The organism is Pseudomonas sp. DTU12.1 (genome assembly GCF_009873475.1).
GTDB lineage: Bacteria > Pseudomonadota > Gammaproteobacteria > Pseudomonadales > Pseudomonadaceae > Aquipseudomonas > Aquipseudomonas proteolytica.
Genome location: NZ_CP045254.1, coordinates 5,289,428 through 5,306,340 on the forward strand (window position 1 = coordinate 5,289,428; position 16,913 = coordinate 5,306,340).

General features: G+C 61.0%; 16 protein-coding genes. 7 read left to right on the forward strand and 9 right to left on the reverse strand.

The genetic code is table 11. The features are described from left to right. The first annotated feature begins 295 nt into the window (after nt 1-295). Both GDV60_RS23415 and GDV60_RS23420 read left to right on the forward strand, forming a co-directional pair. Nucleotides 296-1,006 carry a LuxR family transcriptional regulator gene (locus GDV60_RS23415; protein WP_159908889.1) on the forward strand — a complete coding sequence of 237 codons (711 nt, stop codon included), beginning with the start codon at nt 296-298 and terminating at the stop codon, nt 1,004-1,006. 165 nt (nt 1,007-1,171) lie between these two features. Beyond that, complete coding sequence (locus tag GDV60_RS23420; RefSeq protein ID WP_159908891.1) at nt 1,172-2,296, forward strand: methyltransferase; 1,125 nt, start codon at nt 1,172-1,174, stop codon at nt 2,294-2,296. 48 nt (nt 2,297-2,344) lie between these two features. Here the strand turns inward: GDV60_RS23420 and GDV60_RS23425 are convergent, their stop codons facing one another. From GDV60_RS23425 to GDV60_RS23435, 3 genes are read right to left on the reverse strand one after another with little or no spacing between them, the layout of a single operon-like run. After that, nucleotides 2,345-2,512 carry a DUF2474 domain-containing protein gene (locus GDV60_RS23425; protein ID WP_065942821.1) on the reverse strand — a complete coding sequence of 56 codons (168 nt, stop codon included), beginning with the start codon at nt 2,510-2,512 and terminating at the stop codon, nt 2,345-2,347. Nucleotides 2,513-2,524: 12 nt separating this feature from the next. Then, nucleotides 2,525-3,532 carry a cytochrome d ubiquinol oxidase subunit II gene (cydB, locus tag GDV60_RS23430; protein WP_029292140.1) on the reverse strand — a complete coding sequence of 336 codons (1,008 nt, stop codon included), beginning with the start codon at nt 3,530-3,532 and terminating at the stop codon, nt 2,525-2,527. Nucleotides 3,533-3,535: 3 nt separating this feature from the next. Next, the gene (locus GDV60_RS23435; RefSeq protein WP_029292142.1) at nt 3,536-4,975 is read right to left on the reverse strand and encodes a cytochrome ubiquinol oxidase subunit I; all 1,440 of its coding nucleotides are present in this window, start codon (nt 4,973-4,975) and stop codon (nt 3,536-3,538) included. A 343-nt stretch (nt 4,976-5,318) separates the two neighbouring features. Here GDV60_RS23435 and GDV60_RS23440 point away from each other — a divergent pair, with 343 nt between their 5' ends. Then, the gene (locus GDV60_RS23440; protein WP_159908893.1) at nt 5,319-6,551 is read left to right on the forward strand and encodes an MFS transporter; all 1,233 of its coding nucleotides are present in this window, start codon (nt 5,319-5,321) and stop codon (nt 6,549-6,551) included. Nucleotides 6,552-6,590: 39 nt separating this feature from the next. Here GDV60_RS23440 and GDV60_RS23445 read toward each other — a convergent pair whose 3' ends face one another. Next, a complete protein-coding gene (locus tag GDV60_RS23445; protein ID WP_154906569.1) occupies nt 6,591-7,037 on the reverse strand; it encodes a DUF4879 domain-containing protein in 447 nt (148 codons plus the stop codon). 211 nt (nt 7,038-7,248) lie between these two features. Between GDV60_RS23445 and GDV60_RS23450 the strand changes: the two genes are divergently transcribed. Continuing rightward, on the forward strand, nt 7,249-8,544 hold the full coding sequence (locus GDV60_RS23450; RefSeq protein ID WP_029292147.1) for an NCS2 family permease: 1,296 nt from the start codon (nt 7,249-7,251) through the stop codon (nt 8,542-8,544). Continuing rightward, the gene (gene trmA, locus GDV60_RS23455) at nt 8,541-9,620 is read left to right on the forward strand and encodes a tRNA (uridine(54)-C5)-methyltransferase TrmA (RefSeq protein WP_029292149.1); all 1,080 of its coding nucleotides are present in this window, start codon (nt 8,541-8,543) and stop codon (nt 9,618-9,620) included. The genes GDV60_RS23450 and trmA overlap by 4 nt, the downstream gene beginning before the upstream one ends. A gap of 165 nt (nt 9,621-9,785) precedes the next feature. On the opposite strand, the gene GDV60_RS23460 is transcribed toward trmA, so the two are convergent. The 5 genes from GDV60_RS23460 to GDV60_RS23480 form a co-directional block, all read right to left on the reverse strand. Further along, nucleotides 9,786-10,223 carry a DUF2442 domain-containing protein gene (locus tag GDV60_RS23460; protein ID WP_092230561.1) on the reverse strand — a complete coding sequence of 146 codons (438 nt, stop codon included), beginning with the start codon at nt 10,221-10,223 and terminating at the stop codon, nt 9,786-9,788. Continuing rightward, nucleotides 10,220-10,648, reverse strand: a complete 429-nt coding sequence (locus GDV60_RS23465) for a DUF4160 domain-containing protein (RefSeq protein ID WP_070994169.1) — start codon at nt 10,646-10,648, stop codon at nt 10,220-10,222. The genes GDV60_RS23460 and GDV60_RS23465 overlap by 4 nt, the downstream gene beginning before the upstream one ends. 162 nt (nt 10,649-10,810) lie before the next feature. Next, a complete protein-coding gene (locus GDV60_RS23470; protein ID WP_133714640.1) occupies nt 10,811-13,561 on the reverse strand; it encodes a TonB-dependent receptor in 2,751 nt (916 codons plus the stop codon). A 209-nt stretch (nt 13,562-13,770) separates the two neighbouring features. Further along, nucleotides 13,771-14,757: a FecR family protein gene (locus GDV60_RS23475; RefSeq protein WP_159908895.1), complete on the reverse strand. Its 987-nt coding sequence runs from the start codon at nt 14,755-14,757 to the stop codon at nt 13,771-13,773. Between the two features lie 62 nt (nt 14,758-14,819). Continuing rightward, on the reverse strand, nt 14,820-15,341 hold the full coding sequence (locus GDV60_RS23480; protein WP_029292158.1) for an RNA polymerase sigma factor: 522 nt from the start codon (nt 15,339-15,341) through the stop codon (nt 14,820-14,822). Nucleotides 15,342-15,557: 216 nt separating this feature from the next. Between GDV60_RS23480 and aroQ the strand changes: the two genes are divergently transcribed. Continuing rightward, nucleotides 15,558-15,995 (forward strand): type II 3-dehydroquinate dehydratase, encoded by a 438-nt coding sequence (aroQ, locus tag GDV60_RS23485; RefSeq protein WP_029292159.1) that lies wholly within the window; start codon nt 15,558-15,560, stop codon nt 15,993-15,995. Beyond that, a complete protein-coding gene (locus GDV60_RS23490) occupies nt 15,992-16,846 on the forward strand; it encodes a shikimate dehydrogenase (protein WP_029292162.1) in 855 nt (284 codons plus the stop codon). Before aroQ ends, GDV60_RS23490 begins: the two co-directional genes overlap by 4 nt. Nucleotides 16,847-16,913 lie beyond the last annotated feature (67 nt).

The window sequence follows — 16,913 nt, forward strand, 5'->3', positions numbered from 1 at the left end:
GCTCTAATTGCGCAAACCAAACTATTTCGCGATTAACCAGGCCCCTTGACTGCACATCTAAACAGCCACTGTTGAGCGCGCGTTTAAAGGCAAGCGGCTAACCCTCTCTAAGAGAAGGAAAATCGTCTATCGCAAGAAAACGTAGTTTGTTGCTCATCTCGCAATCCGACTAAAAAGCATGGCGCTAAGTACGAAAATTCCCATGCCCACTTTAGAAGCTGTCCTACACTCGATCGATACCGGTATGGGGACCCGCGTTACGAAGTGTCAGTGTGCGACTCATGGAGAGTTACCGATGGTCAAATGGCGCAACACACGTCTACCCAAGCTAGAGGGCGAGGATGAGGTGAATACGATGTTCGAGGCGGCTCTGAACATTACCTATGAGCTGGGTTTTGAGTACTGTGGTTATGTGATGGGTTCCAATGCTCTTTACCGCCCCAGTAAGAACGTTCGCCTCAACAACTATCCAGATGAATGGAACAACATCTACAAGGCAGAGAATTACTTCGAAATGGATCCCTTGGTCGGCCATTGCAAACGCGATGTCTTGCCGATCGTCTGGGACGAAAAAACCTTCGCAGCAGTGCCGGACATGTGGGTTCACGCACAAGCCCATGGCTTGAACCATGGCTGGGCCCAGTCAGTGCATGACTTCCGTGGTCTTTTCAGCATGATTATCCTGGGCCGCAGCAAGGGTGCGGTGAAAGCCCATGAGCTTTACGAAAAAGCCGGCCAGGTCCTGTGGATATGCCATGCACTGCATACCGTTGCCGTCCAGTCCTATGTCAAGGAGCCGTTTTTCCAAAGGCCCAACAAACTTACCAGCCGTGAGACCGAGATTCTGCAATGGTCAGCCATGGGCAAGACAGCTGCCGATATTGCGACGATTCTGTGCCTGTCAGAACGCACCGTCGGCTTTCATATCAGCAGTTCGATGAAAAAACTGGGCGTCACCAACAAGATTGCCGCCGTATTTACCGCAGTCAGACAAGGCCTTTTTTAAACGCAACTAGCACGAGCCCCCTGAAAACACTGAATGTATTCCCTTTGAAAAAAACGTAACATTTACGGCCAGTTCTGAGTGATGACGCCGCCCGCGTCGCAGTCCACTCAGAAGGTTCCTCGCCCCGCGAGGAACACCCGCCGATTAGCCAGAGTTCCCCCCGCCATGCCCCTGCTCGATAGCCCCTTCGCCCAACTCGACCTGATCCGCCAGCCCGAGCAGCCAAATGAGCCGCTGCAAGCATTCGATGCGGCAGACGAATACCTGCTTGCCCACTTGGCCGAGCAGCAACCGGCCAGCAATACCCGCGTGCTGGTGCTCAATGACAACTTTGGCGCGCTGGCAGCCAGCCTGGAGGGGCATGTGCACGTCACCAGCAGTGGTGACTCGTTTTTGGGCACCCAGGCCTTGCAGAAAAACCTGATACGCAATGGCAAGGCCTTCGACGCCCTGTCGCTCGTGCCTGCCAGCCAGGCATTCAGCGGGCCCTTCGACCGCGTCCTGATCCGGGTACCAAAAACCCTGGCGCTGTTGGAAGAACAGTTGATCCGTCTGCAAGGCCAATTGGCGCCCGGCGCCGAAGTGATCGCTGGCGCGATGGTCAAGCATCTGCCCCGGGCCGCCGGTGAACTGCTGGAACGTTACATCGGCCCGATGCACGCCTCGCTGGCGGTGAAAAAGGCCCGGTTGCTGATCGCCACCCCGGCCGATCGACCGTTGGCCGTATCCCCCTACCCCACGCGCTATCGCCTCGACGCCCCGGCCATCGAGTTGCTCAACCACGCCAATGTGTTCTGCCGCGAAGGCCTGGACATCGGCACCCGCGCCTTCCTCCCGCACCTGCCGCAAAACCTGGGTAGCGCCCGGGTGGCGGACCTGGGTTGCGGCAACGGAGTACTGGCCATTGCCAGCGCCCTGCAAAACCCAGAGGCGCAGTACACCTTGGTCGACGAGTCCTATATGGCCGTGCAATCAGCGACCGAGAACTGGCAGGCCGCACTGGGCGAGCGGGCAGTGACCATTCGCCCCGGCGACGGCCTGGCGGATCAGGAACCGCAATCCCTGGACGTGGTGCTGTGCAACCCGCCGTTCCACCAACAGCAGGTAGTGGGCGACTTCCTCGCCTGGCGCATGTTCCAGCAAGCCCGCGAAGCGCTGGTGGTCGGTGGCGCCTTGTACATCGTCGGCAACCGCCACCTGGGCTATCACAGCAAACTGGCGCGGTTGTTCCGCGGTGTGGAGCAGGTGGCAGCGACGCCAAAGTTCGTGATTCTCAAGGCCCGCAAATAATCCCAGGCAAAAAAAACCCTCCACAAGGAGGGTCAAAAGCGTGGGATATCAGTGAGTGCTCAGGCCTGCAGCGTTCATAAACATGCGCATCAGGCTGGCCACCACGAACAGGGCCAGGACGCTGCCGGTCCAGATCATCGCCAGCCAACCCAGGCGCTGCCAGAGCGGCTTTTTCTCGGCCTGCTCGATGTCATCCAGTGAAGGTTTACCGCTCATGGTGCAAGCCTCCTAGTGATAGCCGTCTTCATGGGTCACCTTGCCGCGGAACACGTAGTAGCTCCAGAAGGTGTAGCCCAGGATGAATGGGATGATGAACAGCGTACCCACCAGCATGAAACCCTGGCTTTGCGGCGGTGCGGCAGCGTCCCAGATCGAGACCGACGGCGGGATGATGTTTGGCCACAGGCTGATACCCAGGCCGCTATAGCCCAGGAAGATCAGCACCAACGTCAACAGGAACGGCGCGTAATGGGCATTGCGGGCCACGGCGCGCACCAGGGCGTACATGGTCACCAACACCAGGATCGGCACCGGCAGGAACCAGAACAGGTTCGGCAGGGTGAACCAGCGCGAGGCGATGTCCGGGTGGGCCAGGGGCGTCCAGATGCTGACAATGCCAATCACCGCCAACACTACAAACGCCAGGGGCCGCGCCAGGTTGTGCATCTGCTCCTGCAACTTGCCTTCGGTCTTCATGATCAGCCAGGTGCAACCCAGCAGCGCATAGGCCACGATCAAGGCCACACCGCAAAACAAAGCAAACGGGGAGAACCAGTCCAATGAACCACCGGCAAACTGGCGGTCGACCACCGGGATGCCTTCAATGAATGCCCCCAGCGCCACGCCCTGGAAGAAGGTTGCCGCGAGCGAGCCACCGATAAACGCCTTGTCCCACAGGTGGCGCTTGTCATCCTTGGCCTTGAAGCGGAACTCAAAGGCCACGCCACGGAAGATCAGGCCGATCAGCATCAGGATCAGCGGCAGGTACAGCGCCGAGAGCACCACCGAGTAGGCCAGCGGAAACGCGCCGAACAACGCCGCGCCCCCCAGTACCAGCCAGGTCTCGTTGCCGTCCCACACGGGGGCGACGGTGTTCATCATCACGTCACGGTCAGTCTTGCCCGGGATAAAGGGGAAGAGAATGCCGATCCCCAGGTCAAAGCCATCCATGACCACGTACATCATGATGCCGAAGATGATGATCACGGCCCAGATCAGCGGAAGATCAATACCCATGACTCAATTCCCCTTGTTCAGAGTGTCGCCGTGATCGGCGTCGCCGCTGTCATCGGCCGCCGACAATGGACGCGCCGGGGTGCGTTGCTGCCCGGGGCCGCCGTGGGCCGGCTCAGTGCTTTCGTGGGTGACCGGGCCTTTGCGCACCAGGCGCATCATGTAGCCCAGGCCCGCGCCGAACAGGGCGAAGTACACCACCACAAACAGCGCCAGGGTGATGCTCATCTGCACCACGCTGTGATTGGAGGAGGCATCCGCCGTGCGCATCAAGCCGTAGACCACCCAGGGCTGGCGCCCGATTTCGGTGGTGAACCAGCCGGCCAGGATTGCAATCAAGCCCGACGGGCCCATCCACAGCGCCAGATAGAGGAACGGTTTGTTGGTGTACATCCTGTCGCCCTTGCGCAGCCAGAGGCTGAACAGGCCGGTGAAGATCATCAGCATGCCCAGGCCGACCATGATGCGGAACGACCAGAATACGATGGTCGAATTGGCGCGGTCCTCGGGCGGGAACTCCTTGAGGGCCGGCACTTGCTTGTCCAGGGAATGGGTGAGGATCAGGCTGCCCAGGTAGGGGATTTCCACCTTGTACTTGGTTCGCTCCTCCTTCATGTCCGGCCAGCCGAACAGGATCAGCGGGGTCGGTTCATTCCCAATGTTTTCCCAATGGCCTTCAATCGCGGCAATTTTTGCCGGCTGATGCTTGAGGGTGTTGAGGCCGTGGAAGTCACCGATCACCGCCTGGATCGGCGCGACGATCAGCGCCATCCACATTGCCATCGACAGCATGGTGCGGATCGCCGGGTTGTCCTTGCCCCGCAACAAGTGCCAGGCCGCCGACGAACCGACGAAGAACGCGGTGGCGACAAACGCCGCCGTGGCCATGTGCGCCAGGCGATAGGGGAACGAGGGGTTGAAGATCACTGCCAGCCAATCGGTGGGGATCACTCGGCCATCGATGATTTCAAAGCCTTGCGGCGTCTGCATCCAGCTGTTGGACGCGAGGATCCAGAAGGTCGAGATCAACGTACCGACGGCCACCATCACCGTGGCAAAGAAGTGCAACTTGCGCCCGACCTTGTTCCAGCCGAACAGCATCACCCCCAGAAAGCCCGCTTCGAGGAAGAATGCGGTGAGCACTTCATAGGTCAGCAAGGGTCCCGTGACGGAACCGGCGAAGTCCGAGAAGCGGCTCCAGTTGGTGCCGAACTGATAAGCCATGACCAGGCCCGAGACCACACCCATGCCGAAGTTGACGGCAAAGATCTTCGACCAGAAGTGGTAGAGGTCACGGTAGGTATCGTTGTGGGTCTTGAGCCACAGGCCTTCCAGCACCGCGAGGTAACTGGCCAGGCCAATGGTGATGGCCGGGAACAGGATATGGAACGAGATGGTGAATGCGAATTGAATTCGGGCGAGATCTAGCGCCTCCAAACCGAACATAAGTCTTCCTCTGTCAGGTAATACCGGCTGCTGGCTGGGGGCCTGCACCCACTGCCCCCACGGATATGGAGTGTGGCGAATTGCAATTCGTTCTTTTTTTACCAACCACGTTGGGATTCTGGCCTTCTGGCCGCCACACCAACGCTCCAATCAGCATTGATCTGGATCAAGCAACGATGAAAGAGTAGTCCCATTTTCCGGCTTGGACTGTGTGGTCTTTTGCCGCGTGACAGGATGACTCAGCGAAATAGATGCCTTGCTAAGGATATTTCCTTGGCAGCAACTATTTGTTACAGCTTGATGCTAATCTCGGCGCTTCCCAGGTTCAGTCCAGTGCTTGCCGATGCCCAGTGAAACCCCGCTGCTGTTACGTCATCACCGCCCGTTTATTGCGTTTTGGCTGGCCCGGATCTTTACCGCCAGTGGCTTCCAGATGCTCACGGTGGCCATCGGCTGGAACCTCTACCAACTGACCGGCAATGTGCTGGACCTGGGGTTGGTGGGCCTGGTGGAGTTTGTGCCGCGGGTGCTGTTCATGCTGCACACCGGGCATGTGGCCGATCGCTACGAACGACGCAGAGTCGCCGCCATCTGCCAGACGCTGCAGGCGTTAATCGCCCTGGCGCTGGTCGTTGGCAGCCTGACGGACAATATCACCCGCGAGATGATTTTTATCCTGGCCTTCCTGCTGGGCGCGGCCCGCTCCTTCGAGCTGCCCACCACCCAGGCCCTGCTGCCAAGCATCGTGCCCACTGCCCTGTTCCCACGGGCGGTGGCGGCGGCGCAGTCAGCCCAGCAATCGGCAACCATCGTCGCGCCGGCACTGGGCGGCCTGCTCTATGCCTTCGGCAGCGCATGGGTGTATGGCCCGACGGTATTGCTGTACCTGATTGCCTGCCTGCTGACCCTCAACCTGCCCGCCCGGCAGACCCCACTGAACAAGGGCAAGGCGACGCTGGATTCGTTGCTGGCGGGGATCCGCTTTATCCGCAGCCGCCCAGACATCCTCGGGGCGATTTCCCTGGACCTGTTTGCGGTGCTGCTGGGCGGCGCCACGGCGTTGTTGCCGGTGTTCGCCAAGGACATCCTGCTGACCGGCCCCTGGGGCTTGGGGCTGCTGCGTTCGGCGCCAGCGGTGGGCGCGCTGCTGATGTCGTTGTGGCTGGCGCGGTTTGCCGTGGACCGGCATGTGGGCCGCGTGATGTTTACTGCCGTCGGGGTGTTTGGCGTGGCGACGATTGCCTTTGGCCTGTCCACCTCCTTCTGGTTCTCGTTGGCGGTGCTGGTGGTGCTGGGGGCGGCGGACATGATCAGCATGGTGATCCGCGCCTCATTCGTGCAACTGGAAACCCCCGATGAAATGCGCGGGCGGGTCAGTGCAGTCAATGGCTTGTTTATCGGCGCGTCCAATCAGTTGGGCGAGTTCGAGTCCGGCGTCACCGCCCACTGGCTGGGCACGGTGCCCGCCGTGGTGCTGGGCGGGGTCGGAACGCTGGTGGTGACCGGGGTGTGGATCAAGCTGTTCCCGACGCTGGCCAAGCGGGATCGCATGCATACCCCGGCCGAAACGCCCTGAACCTGTAGGAGCCGGCTTGCCGGCTCCTACAGGGGGTCATCATTGGATGCGCAACTGAGTCTTCAGGGTATTGCGCGGCACATTGATCGACGTGTTGCTGTACTCGAACCAGCCCGCGGCGCGGATATCCACGTCAAATACATAGATGTAGCCCATCAACGTGCCGGCGCCATTGCAGGCCTGGCTGATGGAGCCCACCTGGCAAATCGCCGTCTTTTGCCCCGCAAGCCGCGCCCCATCAAAGGTGGCGATGGCGTTATTGCCCAGCCCCACTTCCATCACCGAGACCCGCGTCGGCCCGCGGTGCTGGCACTGCCGGGTGCTGTCGACGCCTTCGGCGACGGTCTCCTTGCACGCCTGGGATTGCACCTGGAACACCCGCACCTCGCTCAAGGCCGGTGCAGGCGCGCCCCACGCCGGTGCCGCCGCCAGCCACAGGCCAATGCAGGCGAACGGAGCTAGACTCCACGCGATGGCTTTTTTCATGCTTTGGATGACCCCGGACTGAACGTCGACGGAGTATGCCTCAAGGCCACACTCAACAAAACCGAGGCCGGGCGCCACAGGCCGTCGACCTGCTGGTATGATGCGCCGCTTTTTCCGATCCTCTGTAGAAAACACGCGGCGCTTGGCGCAGTTTGTGCTTTGACTTTGAGGTCAACAAATCACGGCGCCAAGCGCGCCACAGGGAGCAGGCATGCTGGAAAAGCTGTTTCAACTCAAGGCACACAACACCAACGTGCGTACCGAGATTCTGGCCGGTATCACGACATTCCTGGCCATGGCCTACATCCTGTTCGTCAACCCGAGCATCCTCGGCGAGACCGGTATGGACAAGGGCGCGCTGTTTGTCGCCACCTGCCTGGCGGCGGCCATCGGCTCGACGATCATGGGCCTGATCGCCAACTACCCGATTGCCCTGGCACCGGGCATGGGCCTGAACGCCTTCTTTACCTACACCGTAGTGCTGCATCTGGGGCATACTTGGCAAGTGGCGCTCGGCGCGGTGTTTATCTCCGCCGTGCTGTTTTTCCTGCTGTCGATCTTCCGCATCCGCGAGTGGATCATCAATGCCATCCCCCTGCCCCTGCGTTCGGCAATTGCCGCCGGTATCGGCCTGTTCCTGGCGCTGATCGCCCTGCATAACGCCGGGATCGTGGTCAGCAACCCGGCGACCATGCTGGGCATGGGCGACCTGGCCAAACCTGCACCGATCCTGGCCACCCTGGGCTTTTTCCTGATCGTGGCCCTGGAAGCCCTGAAGGTGCGCGGCGCGGTGTTGATCGGCATCCTTGCGGTGACCGTCGCGGCCATCGCGCTCGGCGTGACCCCATTCGGCGGCGTGGTTTCGATGCCTCCGTCCCTGGCCCCGACCTTCCTGCAACTGGATATCGCCGGCGCCCTCGACGTAGGCTTGATCAGCGTGATCTTCGCCTTTCTGTTCGTTGATCTGTTCGACAACTCCGGCACCCTGATCGGCGTCGCCAAGCGCGCGGGCCTGATGGGCAAGGATGGCCACATGCCGAAAATGGGGCGCGCGCTGATCGCAGACAGCACCGCGGCCATGGCCGGTTCGCTGCTGGGCACCTCGACCACCACCAGCTACATCGAGTCTGCTGCTGGCGTGAGCGCTGGTGGCCGCACTGGCCTGACCGCCATCGTGGTGGCGATCATGTTCCTGCTGGCGCTGTTCTTCTCGCCACTGGCGGCCAGCGTCCCGGCGTTTGCCACCGCTCCCGCGCTGCTGTTTGTCGCGGTGCTGATGACCTCGGGCCTGGCGGAAATCGACTGGGACGATATTACTGTTGCCGCACCGGTGGTGATCACCGCCCTGGCGATGCCCTTCACTTACTCCATCGCCAATGGCATCGCCTTCGGCTTCATCGCCTGGACCGGTATCAAGCTGCTTACGGGCCGCTACCGTGAACTCAACCCAGCGCTGGTGATCCTGTCGATCCTGTTCGTGATCAAGCTAGGCTGGTTCCCCGCATGACTTTTGACGCAGCAAGTTACGCCCTGCAACTGCAAGAAAAGGTCACGCGCTTGCGTGACCTGCTCGCGCCGTTCGACGCGCCCGAGCCGCAGGTGTTCGATTCGCCCCTGCAGAACTTCCGCCTGCGCGCCGAGTTCCGCCTGTGGCGCGAAGACGGCCAGCGCCACTACGCGATGTTTTCCCAGGACGACAAGCGCACGCCGATCCTGATCGAAGAGTTCCCCATCGCCAGCTTGCGTATCAACCAGTTGATGCCGCAACTCAAGGCCGCCTGGCAAGCCAGCGCCGCCCTGAGCCACAAGCTGTTCCAGGTGGAGTTCCTCACCACCCTGGCCGGTGACGCGATGATCACTCTGTGCTATCACCGCCCGCTGGACGAGCATTGGCACACCGCTGCCAACAAGCTGGCGGCCGACCTGAACGTCAGCATCATCGGCCGCTCCAAGGGCAAGCGCGATGTGATTGGCCACGACTACGTGGTCGAGAAACTCGCTGTCGGCGGTCGCACCTTCAGTTATCGCCAGCCCGAAGGCGCCTTCACCCAGCCCAACGGTACGGTGAACCAGAAGATGCTCAACTGGGCCTATGACGCCCTGGGCGATCGCAGTGATGACCTGCTGGAGTTGTATTGCGGTAACGGCAACTTCACCCTGCCCCTGGCGACCCGCGTGCGCAAGGTGCTGGCCACCGAGATCAGCAAGACGTCGGTCAATGCTGCCTTGAGCAATCTCGATGAAAACGCGGTGGATAACGTGACCCTGGTACGCCTGTCCGCCGAAGAACTGACCGAAGCCCTGAACGAAGTGCGGCCGTTCCGACGCCTGCACGGTATCGACCTCAAGAGCTACGAGTTCGGCAGCGTCTTCGTCGACCCGCCCCGTGCCGGCATGGACCCGGACACCTGCGAGTTGACCCGGCGCTTCGAGAACATCCTGTACATCTCCTGCAACCCGGAAACGTTGGCGGCGAACATTGCACAACTGCACGACACCCACCGCATCACCCGCTGCGCGATGTTCGACCAGTTCCCGTGGACCCACCATATGGAATCGGGCGTGCTGCTGACCCGGCGCTAACCCTTTAGGCCATAGCAGATCCAAAAATGTGGGGCTTATGTGGGAGCGGGCTTGCTCGCGAATGCGGTGGATCAGTTGCCAAGTAGTTGGCTGACCTACCGCATTCGCGAGCAAGCCCGCTCCCACATAAGCCCGTACACATTAGATTGGCGGCTATCCCCCGGCTTATTCTTCCTTACGCGGCCGACCGCCCTTCTTGCCATTGGCGCGGGCGGCCTCGGACTTGGCGGCACTGGTTTTACGGCCATTACGCGATGCCACCATGCTCGCAGCCAGGTCCATCAACGGCTGGCTGGTGGCGATCAGGCCTGTGATCGATACATGCAGGTCACGGGCTTCACAGCACAGCGCCTTGCCACCAAACCCGACCTCCAGTGCCCGAAAGTCCTCTACAGAAAAACCTTCGAACTCCGTAAGACCGGCCACTGGCAACATGATGCGGCTACCGTCGCTGAAGCCAATGCAAATGCAGTCGTCTGCGTAACTCACCGAACTGGCGTTGGCGTACACCCGCTTGAGCTTGCGCCCACGGGCTACAGCCTTATCGATGTCGGCCTCAGTGATCGGGACATCGGGCCGTACTTTGGCTTTTACACTTTTCATAACTCAATCTCCACGGATCCTGGCGCCCTCACCAGATTCAAAATGGTTCGCCGCCCCGCAACATCGTGCCGGGCACTGGCAATCACGTAGACCCCCGGCCGGATGACCAGCCCCGGCACAACCTCATCGGCCTCCCAATCCCAGGAGTGGTTGTCCAGGCAGACCGTTTGCAGCTTCTCCCACCAGATCCTTCGTGCCCGCGCCAGATAATGCTGCTGCATCAACGTCTGGCGAATGCCCTCCAGAACGCTACTGGAGGGGCACCGCCGCTCAGGATCCACATCCCACAACACCACGTTCCCATCCAGAAAGCTGAAACGAAAACGCGCATCCCAGTCCTTGCCCATGACATGTACGTGGGGCGGGCAATGCTCATCCCTGAGCAACACTGCAATCACATGTCCCTTGTAAGCGCCTACTCTCATCGTAACCCATCCGTTAGGTTATTTATTACCCGCCGGCGCCCGATCGGGCACCAACCGACAGCCGGCTCCTTCCAAATGCCAGGACTGCCTCACAGACTAGTAACGATTGGCACGGCTTCAAATGCCGGGTTGTAACCGCGAATGCCCAGGACTTGCGGGGGCTCAAAACCGGTATTCGAGCATCCCGCTCAGCGTGCGGCCGCGCGCCAGGCTGAGGTTGTTGGCATCGCCCATGGCCACGAAATAGGCTTCGTCGGTGGCGTTTTCCAAGGCCAGGCCAAGGTTCAGGTGGTCGGTCATCCAGTAACTGGCGTACAGGTCGTAGAGGGTGTATTGCGGCCACAGCGCCTGGTCGATGAAGTCGTAGCCCTGCTGGTTGAGGTTGGCACCGTTACCCGAGCTGTAGCGCACCCGCACCCCGGTATCCAGGCGTTTTTCCAGAAACCGCGCGCCCAGCGTCAGCGAGCCGCGATCCGCTGGCATATAGGTAGCGTTGCCCATGATCCGGCCGCAGCTCTCTTTGTTGTTGGCAACCTCATCATCCAGCACCTCATAAGTGGTGACGGGCCTGACCCCCGGACGGCCGTCGGGACGAATGTAGGATTCGATACGCGTAGTCCTCGGCCCGCTGGTCTTGGCTCCGCCCATGTAATAGTTTTTCGAGCAGAAGTCGTTACTGCCGATCATATGGGTGTAGCTCAGGTTGGCGTAGGCCCGGCCCATGTCGTAGTTGAGCTGGTATTCCATGCCGCGAAAGCGCGTCGGTGCAGTGTTGTTGACGTAGGCCATGGTCCCCAGGAAACCGCCAACGCTGGTTTCCGGCAAGCTGACGCTGTGGTTGAGGAACGAGAAGTTTTCGATCTTGGTATCGAAGTAGGCGACCTTGATGCCCAGGCGGTCGTCGTTGAAAAACAGCCCTTCCTTGAACACGTTGACCCCCATTTCCCAATCCCGCGACTCTTCAGCCTTCAGATAAGGGTTGGGAAACACCCGCTCTGACGAGCTGCCGCCATGGGGCCGACCGGTCATGAAGGTCTCGGTGACTGCCGGCGGGCGCCAGCCCTTGCCCCAGCGCGCATAGAGTTGCATCCACTCCAGCCCAGGCTTGATACCGATGCCAAAGGTGGGCGAGAAGTGCCCCTCTTCATTGTCGATATCAAACACCTCGGCCACCCGCTTGGCGCCCACCAGGCTGTTGTAGAAACGGTCACGTTTGTAGAGGGTCATCCCGGTCTGGCCTTCAAGCCGGTAGCGGTCGTACCGCAGGCCGGCATCCAGGGTCAGCCAGTTGTCGTATTCGTATTGCAGGTTATTGAACAGGCTGGCGATGGTGCGCTTGCCGCCAGGGGTGGCGCCTTCGACGTACGGCAGCAACCCCTGGAGGTTGACCGCCTCGACCTTGTTGCTGCGCGGTTTGAATTCGTCCTGGTACATCTCCAGGCCGTAGTTCCAGCTGACTCGCCCCAACGTATTGAAATCGAAGCGTGAGGTGTTGTCGGCCTGCAAGCCCCAGGTGTCGGTCTGGAAGTGATCGGTGTAGCCGCCGACCTCGTTGCCCGTGCCCGGCGTCGCCAGGTTCGGCGCATTGGTCCGCTCCAATTGCGTCGTGACGTAGTACGCCTTGGCCTTGAAGTCGATCAGTGGGTTGTCCGGGGTGTAGCTGTAGTCCAGCGCGACGTTCTTGGCGTTGAGGTTGTTCTTGCTCACACGCTGGTAGTAAACGCTTTGCGCATCGTCGGCGGTATAGGCCCACGCGTCGTTACTGTCGCTGTCGCTTTGCAGGTAGCTCAGTTGCACACGCTGGTCGTTGGGCAGGTTCAGGCCCAGCTTGACGATCTGCGAGCGGGTCACGCTGCCCATGTCGCCGACTTCGCTGTTCAACCAATCGTCAAACGCTTCGGGTTGGTATTTGCGCGCGCGCAGGTTGGTGCCCAGTTTCTGATCGTTGTGGGTACCGGCGCGGTAATCGCCAAAGTGTCGCTCGCTATAACCCAGCAGTACATCGCCACGCTCATCGCCAAAGGCAAACACGCCGCTGCCGTTGAAGTGGGTGCCGTTACCCAGTTTACCGATGCCGTTACCCGCGCGCAGACGCCCGCCGTACTCCTTGCCATCGGCCAAAAACTCACTGGCGTCCAGGGTCTTGAAAGACGCGATCCCGCCGAGCACCGCCGCGCCGCCCATGCCCGACTGGCTGCCTTTGTCGATCTCGATGCTGGAGACAAACTCCGGGTCGATCACCATCGTGCCGTTGCGTTGCTGGTGGCCGTTGACGTTGAAGTTCTGGCGCATGCCATCGATGTTCATATTGACCCGGCCGTAGTCCTGCACCCCACGGATATTCACCGACAGGCCAGGGTCACGCTGATTGACGGCGGTGTAGACGCCGGCGGTTTCTTCAAGCATGTCGGCGGCGTGCCGGGGTGGGCGCTTGTCGATCTGCTCGCGGGTGATCACCGCTACCGAGCGCGGCGTTTCATACACCCAGTCACTGGGCTTGCCGTTGGTATTGGCATGGATGGTGGTGGTACCGACAGTCAACGCGCCGTCCTGTTCGACACTCACGCGATTGAGGGTGACCTGGCGTGCGCCGGTAAAGCGATACTCCACCGGCGCGCTGCCCAACAAGCGTCCCAGGCCTTCCTGGACACTGTACTGGCCCTTGAGCGCGGTGCTGCTGAGGCCTTGCAGGCGCGGGCTGTCGAACAGCACCTGCAGGCCGGCCTGGTCGGCAAAGGCCAGGACTGCGCCGCCCAGAGGTTGGGCGGGAATATCGAACATCAGCGTCGCAGGCTGCGAAGCGCCGGCCACGGGGGCAGCGGCGTAGGCCTGCCCTGCAGTGGCAAACAGAGCCAAGTGAATGGCCAGGGCCAACCGGCTGCCAGTGGTGCGCCCTTTGGTGATTGCAGACATTGTGGTGATCCCTTCGCTGAGCGTTTTTTGTTTATGCGAATACTTCTCGATTAGCAAGACGCGTCAGGGATAGAGACTCAGTAAGTGTTTCTGAAAATTGTTTGAAGATCAGCCAGGAATGCGGGCTTGTGTAGGAGCTGGCTTGCCGGCGATGCAGGCAAGCCAGCGCCCACACACAAGCGCCCGTTCACAGGGAGGTTTGCGGTAGGTCAGTAGATCAGGCTGACGCCCGCCAGATCAAAGCGTCGCACCTGCAACTCTTCGGTCAAGGTGCCCAGCGCCTGGTCCAGCATGTCGAGGCGGAACACCGCGCTGACTTCACGATTGGCCAGGTCGGCATTGCTCAATACCACCCGGCCGGGGCGGTAGCGATTGAGTTCTTCAACCACCTTGGCCAGCGGCTGGCGATCGAACACCAGCACCCCACGCCGCCAACTGGTGGCCCGCGCCAGGTCAAAATCTGGCAAGCCGCTCACACCATCCTGCGCCCTGTAGCGGGCGGCCTGCCCTTCGTGGAGGACCGTGGTTTGCGCTCGGTCTTGTTGGGTCAGCGCCACGCTGTGTTGCAGCACGCCCACCCACGCCTGGTCGTCGGCCTCGCGACCGACCACAAAGCGCGTGCCCAGCGCCCGGGTTTGGCCGCCGGCACTCTGCACCACGAATGGCCGGGTTTCCTGCCCGACCATGGGCGCCACGTCAAAAATCGCCGAGCCGGCCAACAGGCTGATCCGCCGCTGCTCGCCGTCGAAGTCCAGGCGGATGGCGCTGGAGGAATCCAGCTCCACAGTGCTGCCGTCAATCAGGCGGACCATGCGCACTTCGCCCTTGGCGGTCAGGTAGTCGGCCTGCATCTGCAGCAAGGCTTGCGGCCCCTGCAACCAGCCAACACCGGCGACCACCAGTAACAGCGCGACACTCGCAGCCACGCGCCAGGTTCGCCGACGCTGGGCGCGACGCGGTGCCACGCCAGCAGGTGGTGGACGCTGGCGATGCACCGGCGCATCCAGTTGCAGTTCACCCAGGGCCGCCCAGGTCTGCTGGGCAAACTCCAGTTCTGCGGCGTGGCGACTGTCGCTGTCGATCCAGCGTTGCAGTGCGGCATGTTCCTGCACATCCAGCCCCCCCGCATGCAGGCGCACCGCCCAATCGGCGGCGACCTCGGTAATGCTGGGCTGTTGCGACTCCTGGCTATTCACGTGTGAGTCTCGAATTCTCGTTGTATGAAACAGTGACGTTTGAGCAGCATTTTTTCAGTAATTCATTCGTCGGATGGCGTCACATCGCCCTCCCGCAAACGCTGTATGACATGCGCCAGCGCCTTGGCCAGATGCTTTTGCACTGAACTGTCGGAAATTTCAAGATGCCGCGCGACCTGGGCATGGGTCATGCCTTCGACGCGGTTCAGGCGGAAAATCTGCTGGGTGCGCTCCGGCAGTTCCGCCAACGCCTGCTTCAATGCCTGTCGTTGTTGCTGCGCCATTGCCTGAGCCTCCAACCCGGCCACTTCATCTTCAATCTCGGCCAACGCCTCATGGGGCACGGAGTCGGTCTTGCGCCGTGCTTCCTGGCGGATATGGTCGATCAGCAGATTGCTCGCCGTGCGGTAGAGATAGCCCTGGGAGTTGTCGATCCGCTCGCTGGACGGCTTTTGTGCCAGGCGCAAGAAGCTCTCCTGCACCAGGTCCGCAGCCAACTGAGGGTCCCGCACCTTGCGCAGCAGATACCGACGCAGGGTATCGGCATGCTTGAGAAACAGGCCCTTGAGATCCACGTCCGACAAACCGACTCCCTGGGGGTGTAAAGGAAACAGGCGCGCATCTTAAGCGTTGTCGAGAATGATTTTCAATTGATATCAACTCTTGAGTGGTCTCGCCAGCTTTTATTCAGCGTTCGATAATCGAACGGTTATACACCGTGCGGCGTTTGGCCAATTGACCAAATTAACCATTCAGTACATTTTGTCTCCATCAATAAAAACAACAGTGGAGACATTTCCATGGCGCCTATCGTGCTGGTCCTCAACGGCCCTAACCTGAACCTGCTTGGCACCCGCGAACCGGCCACCTATGGCCACGAGACCCTGGCCGACGTCGCCGCGCTGTGCGGGCGCAGCGCCGAACAATTGGGGTTGAAACTGGAGTTTCGCCAGACCAACCACGAAGGCGAACTGCTGGACTGGATCCACGGGGCCCGCGCCCGTTGTGCCGGGATCGTGATCAACCCGGCGGCCTGGACCCACACCTCAGTGGCCATCCGCGACGCCTTGGTGGCCAGTGAACTGCCGGTGATCGAAGTGCATCTTTCCAACGTGCACGCCCGTGAACCCTTCCGCCATCACTCCTTTGTTTCCCCTATCGCCAAGGCCGTGCTCGCCGGGTTTGGCAGCCACGGCTATCACTTGGCCCTTGAGCATTTCAGCCGGGTGCTCAAATGAAGCCACGCATCCTCGCCGGCCTGATCGGTGCCGGCATCCAGGCCTCCCGCACGCCGGCCCTGCATGAGCAGGAAGGCGATGCCCAGGGCTTGCGCTACCTGTATCGCCTGATCGACCTCGATCAGTTGCACATGGACAGCAGCGCCCTGCCCGACTTGCTCACGGCCGCCGAACAGATGAACTTCACCGGGTTGAACATCACCTACCCATGCAAGCAAGTGATCCTGGCGCTGCTCGATGAACTGTCGCCCGAAGCGCGGGGCATCGGTGCGGTCAACACCGTGATCTGGCGCGACGGCAAGCGCATCGGCCACAACACCGATTGCCTGGGTTTTGCCGAAGGATTTCGCCGTGGCCTGCATGAGGCTGCGCGCCAGCGTGTGGTGCAGATGGGGGCCGGTGGCGCGGGCGCAGCAGTGGCCCACGCACTGTTGGCCGAGGGTGTGGGGCAGTTGAGTATTTTCGATGTGGACCATGGGCGCGCGCAAAGCCTGGCGGATAACCTCAACCAGCATTTCGGCCCCGGCCGCGCGCAGGCCGGCAGTGATCTGGACAGCGCGATGGCGGCGGCTGACGGCCTGGTCAATACCACGCCCATGGGCATGGCCAAGCTGCCGGGCATGCCAGTGCCAGCGCGGTTGCTACGCGCTGCGCTGTGGGTCGCGGAAATCGTCTACTTCCCGCTGGAAACCGAACTGCTGCGCACGGCCCGGGCCTTGGGCTGTCGCACGCTGGATGGGGGCAATATGGCCGTGTTCCAGGCGGTGAAGGCGTTTGAGTTGTTCAGTGGCAAGAAAGCAGATGCACAAAGGATGCTCGATCATTTCCAGAGCATGAATACTTCACTGTAGAAACCGGTTCCTAATGTGGGAGCAGGCTTGCCTGCTCCCACACAAGCCCGCACCACATTGAATTCGG

Bases quoted from the DNA above. Each gene is read 5' to 3' on its own strand.
- GDV60_RS23415 (WP_159908889.1), top strand. From the start codon at position 296: ATGGTCAAATGGCGCAACACACGTCTACCCAAGCTAGAGGGCGAGGAT.
- GDV60_RS23420 (WP_159908891.1), top strand. From the start codon at position 1,172: ATGCCCCTGCTCGATAGCCCCTTCGCCCAACTCGACCTGATCCGCCAG.
- GDV60_RS23425 (WP_065942821.1), bottom strand. From the start codon at position 2,512: ATGAGCGGTAAACCTTCACTGGATGACATCGAGCAGGCCGAGAAAAAG.
- cydB (WP_029292140.1), bottom strand. From the start codon at position 3,532: ATGGGTATTGATCTTCCGCTGATCTGGGCCGTGATCATCATCTTCGGC.
- GDV60_RS23435 (WP_029292142.1), bottom strand. From the start codon at position 4,975: ATGTTCGGTTTGGAGGCGCTAGATCTCGCCCGAATTCAATTCGCATTC.
- GDV60_RS23440 (WP_159908893.1), top strand. From the start codon at position 5,319: ATGCCCAGTGAAACCCCGCTGCTGTTACGTCATCACCGCCCGTTTATT.
- GDV60_RS23445 (WP_154906569.1), bottom strand. From the start codon at position 7,037: ATGAAAAAAGCCATCGCGTGGAGTCTAGCTCCGTTCGCCTGCATTGGC.
- GDV60_RS23450 (WP_029292147.1), top strand. From the start codon at position 7,249: ATGCTGGAAAAGCTGTTTCAACTCAAGGCACACAACACCAACGTGCGT.
- trmA (WP_029292149.1), top strand. From the start codon at position 8,541: ATGACTTTTGACGCAGCAAGTTACGCCCTGCAACTGCAAGAAAAGGTC.
- GDV60_RS23460 (WP_092230561.1), bottom strand. From the start codon at position 10,223: ATGAAAAGTGTAAAAGCCAAAGTACGGCCCGATGTCCCGATCACTGAG.
- GDV60_RS23465 (WP_070994169.1), bottom strand. From the start codon at position 10,648: ATGAGAGTAGGCGCTTACAAGGGACATGTGATTGCAGTGTTGCTCAGG.
- GDV60_RS23470 (WP_133714640.1), bottom strand. From the start codon at position 13,561: ATGTCTGCAATCACCAAAGGGCGCACCACTGGCAGCCGGTTGGCCCTG.
- aroQ (WP_029292159.1), top strand. From the start codon at position 15,558: ATGGCGCCTATCGTGCTGGTCCTCAACGGCCCTAACCTGAACCTGCTT.
- GDV60_RS23490 (WP_029292162.1), top strand. From the start codon at position 15,992: ATGAAGCCACGCATCCTCGCCGGCCTGATCGGTGCCGGCATCCAGGCC.